The 3,480-nt window shown below is 68.0% G+C and carries 4 protein-coding genes; 3 read left to right on the top strand and 1 reads right to left on the bottom strand.

Annotated elements, in window-relative coordinates; all coding sequences use genetic code 11:
* Nucleotides 1-262 (top strand): YqjK family protein (locus RI841_RS15485; RefSeq protein WP_310706526.1); only part of this gene is annotated, 262 nt, incomplete at its 5' end.
* An 84-nt stretch (nt 263-346) separates the two neighbouring features.
* Nucleotides 347-802 (top strand): CopD family protein, encoded by a 456-nt coding sequence (locus RI841_RS15490; RefSeq protein WP_310706527.1) that lies wholly within the window; start codon nt 347-349, stop codon nt 800-802.
* A gap of 33 nt (nt 803-835) precedes the next feature.
* On the opposite strand, the gene RI841_RS15495 is transcribed toward RI841_RS15490, so the two are convergent.
* Nucleotides 836-2,011, bottom strand: coding sequence for an NAD(P)/FAD-dependent oxidoreductase (locus RI841_RS15495; RefSeq protein WP_310706528.1), 1,176 nt, complete (start codon nt 2,009-2,011; stop codon nt 836-838).
* Nucleotides 2,012-2,267: 256 nt separating this feature from the next.
* Here RI841_RS15495 and RI841_RS15500 point away from each other — a divergent pair, with 256 nt between their 5' ends.
* Nucleotides 2,268-3,359 carry an efflux RND transporter periplasmic adaptor subunit gene (locus RI841_RS15500; protein ID WP_310706529.1) on the top strand — a complete coding sequence of 364 codons (1,092 nt, stop codon included), beginning with the start codon at nt 2,268-2,270 and terminating at the stop codon, nt 3,357-3,359.
* Nucleotides 3,360-3,480: the final 121 nt, after the last annotated feature.

Here is a 3,480-nt window from a genome sequence, read left to right on the forward strand (position 1 = left end):
CCGGGTCCGCAAAGCGGAGCTCGAACACGCCATTGAGCAGCAACGCGTGGATCTGCTGGTGGCTGCCAGCCGCTGGCGGTCGGCGAGCCGGTCCCTTGACCGAGGCTGGCACACCCTGATCCGCTACCGGACTCCGCTGCTGGCGGTAGGTGGGCTGCTGCTCTACCGCGGCGTGCGACGCCCCGGCGGCGTCGTGCGCCTGGCGGGCCGCCTCACCACCGGGGCACTGCTCGTCAAGAGGGCCCACCGGCTGCTGCGTTGACCCGCTGACCCTTGGGTCCCCCGACCGACGACACGGCTTCGCTGTCCACCTGCCGTGTCCCTCACCACCCGCAGGAGCCCTGCCATGTCCCTCGCCATCACCCTGCATGTCCTGGCTGCCGTGATCTGGGTCGGCGGCATGTTCTTCGCCTGGATGATCCTGCGGCCAGTGGCCGTGGACCTGCTGGAGCCTCCCCAGCGCCTGACTCTCTGGTATCGCGTCTTCCAGCGCTTCTTCCCCTGGGTCTGGGCCACCGTGGTCGTGCTGCTGGTGACGGGACTGTGGATGCTGTTCGGGGTGTTCGGCGGCATGGGCAGTGTCGGCGTGCATGTCCACCTGATGCTGGTGTCGGGGCTGGCGATGATGGCCATCTTCCTGCACATCTGGTTCGCCCCCTACCCTCGATTGGGAAAGGCCGTGTCCGCCGAGGACTGGCCGGCGGGCGGCAAGCAGCTGGGCCAGATCCGCCGGTTGATCGGCATCAACCTGATCCTCGGCCTGGCCACGGTGGCCATCGCCTCTGGTGGGCGCTTTCTCTGATCGTGGCAGGTGCTGGGGAAACAATCGTCCCGACTAGAGTGAATTGCCGCAGGCCACGCCGGACGCCCAGGCCCACTGGAAGTTGTGACCACCGAGCTCGCCGGTGACGTCCAGCAACTCGCCGATAAAGCGCAGTTGCTGCAGCCCTTGGACCGAAAAGTCCTTCGATGAAATCGCTGAGGTATCCACGCCCCCCATGGTTACCTCGGCGGTCCGCCAGCCCTCCGTGCCGGCGGGCTTGACCCGCCACGCCTTGAGGCGCTCGGACCAGGCCTCGAAGTGGGCATTCGCGTAGTCAGCAAGCACCCGGTCGTCGCCTTGCCACTCGACCAGCGCCTGGGCAAGGCGCTTCGGTAGACACTCCCCCAGCCAGGTGGAAAGTCGCCGCCTGGGCGTCTCGCGCCGGGCACGGCAGAGCGCCTCGAAGGCGTTGCACCCCGGCAGCAGGTCGATGGAGAGGGTATCGCCAGGCTGCCAGACACTGGAGATCTGCAGCATGGCAGGCCCCGAGAGCCCGCGATGGGTAAAGAGCATCGGCTCGCGATAGCATCTCCCGCGACAGGTGACCGCCACCTCGCAGCTGACCCCGGCCAATGCCTCGGCCCGCGCCTTCCATTGCGAGGTCAGGGTGAAGGGCACCAGGGCGGCCCGAGTCTCGGTGATCGCCAACCCGAACTGCCGAGCGATGTCGTAGCCGAAGCCGCTGGCCCCCATGGTGGGGATCGACAGCCCCCCGGTCGCCACCACCAGGGCCCCGCAGTCGATGCGCCCCAGCGAAGTCGCCAGCCGCATACCCTCCCCGCATTGTTCGACGCCTTCGACGGCAGTCTTCAGACGCACGTCCACCCCCGCCCAGTCACACTCGGTGAGCAGCACCCGGAGGATCTCCTTCGAGGAGTCGGCACAGAACAGCTGACCCGGCGTCTTTTCCACATACTCCACGCCGTGGCGCTCCACCAGTTCGACGAAGTGCTCGGGCCGATAGCGCTTGAGCGCCGAGATGCAGAACGACGGATTCTCCGAATAGAAGTTCGCCGGCCCCGAGGCCAGGTGGGTAAAGTTGCAGCGCCCACCACCGGACATCAGGATCTTCTTCCCCGCCTTGTTGGCATGGTCGACCACCAGCACCCGCCGTCCGGCGTAGCCGGCGGTCAACGCACACATCAGCCCGGCGGCACCGGCGCCGATCACCACCACATCGTATGTCACGGCCTTGCTCTCCCGCGGGGAATCGATCCAGGCCGCGCATTCTATCAGCCCCTCGCCGCCTCGCCGACCGGTGTTGCGGTGCCACCGGACCGCCTGACAGATTTCCCATTCCTGTACATATCTTGTACATTAAAAAGGTGCTCGAGTGGTTGTCCATTGTTGTCACACTTCTCCACTTCCAGGCGTTTAGGCTTCAGGAAAGCGACCCGACGGACCGGGCACCCACTCATCGCTCACCGACAAGAACGACCACGCCATGATCCCATCACGACCTCGCCTGCTCCTGCTGCTCAGCCTGGCAGCCTTGCTGATCTCCCCGATGCTGGCCGCCCAGCAGCCCACGGCGGTGATCGCCGCCCGCGCCAGCCTGGCGGACTGGTCCGACCCTCTCGAGGCTCTGGGCACCCTGCGCGCCGACGAGAGCGTCACGCTCTCGGCCACCGTCACCGACACCATCCGCGAGCTGAACTTCCGCGATGGCGACACCGTCGAGGCCGGCCAGTTGCTGGTGCGACTGGCCGACGACGAGGCCCAGGCCAACCTGCGGGCTGCCCAGGCGCGGCGTGACGAGCGCCGCAATGCGGTGAACCGCCTGAACCAGCTGCAGAGCCGCAACCTGGCCCCGCGGGCCGATGTGGAGGATGCCCGGGCGCGGCTTCGCCAGGCCGAGGCGGAGATCCAGGCCCTGGAGGCCCGGCTGGCCAACTACCGCATCAAGGCCCCCTTCGACGGCGTGGTGGGCTTTCGCAACATCAGCGTCGGTGCCCTCGTCTCTCCGGGCACGGAGCTGGTCACCCTGGACAAGCTGGACGTCATGAAGCTTGACTTCACCCTGCCCGAGCTCGCCCTGGGGCAGGTGGCGCCCGGGCTGCCGTTGACCGCCGTCAGCGGCGCCTTTCCCGATGACACCTCCGCGGGGGAAGTCGCCACCATCGGCGCCCGGGTCGATCCGGTCAGCCGCAGCGTCACGGTGCGCGCCGCGCTCGGCAACCCCGACCACCGCCTGCGTCCCGGCATGCTGATGCGCGTGGTGGTCGAACGCGCCCCGCGGGAGACCCTGGTGATGCCGGAGTCGGCGCTGATCCCGCAGGGCGAACGTCAGTTCGTGCTGGTGCTGGACGAGACGGACCAGTACCGGGTCGAACGGCGCCAGGTGGTCATCGGTGCCCGCCGTGAGGGCGAAGTGGAGGTGCTCGAGGGACTCGAGGCCGGTGAGCTGGTGGTGGCCCACGGCACCGAGCGGGTCCGCGATGGCCAGCCGACCCGCCTGCTAGGGGTGCTCGATGATGACACCAGCATCCCCGAGCTGTTGCGCCGCGGGCGTGACGATGCAGAGGCAAACGGCTGATGCGCCTCTCGGACGTTTCCGTCCAGCGACCGGTGCTGGCAGTGGTGCTGGCGGCCCTGATCGTGGCCTTCGGGCTGCTGGCCCTGCAGCGCCTGCCGCTGCAGGAGTACCCCGCCATCGA

This window comes from Halomonas sp. (assembly GCF_031581305.1).
Lineage (GTDB): Bacteria > Pseudomonadota > Gammaproteobacteria > Pseudomonadales > Halomonadaceae > Halomonas.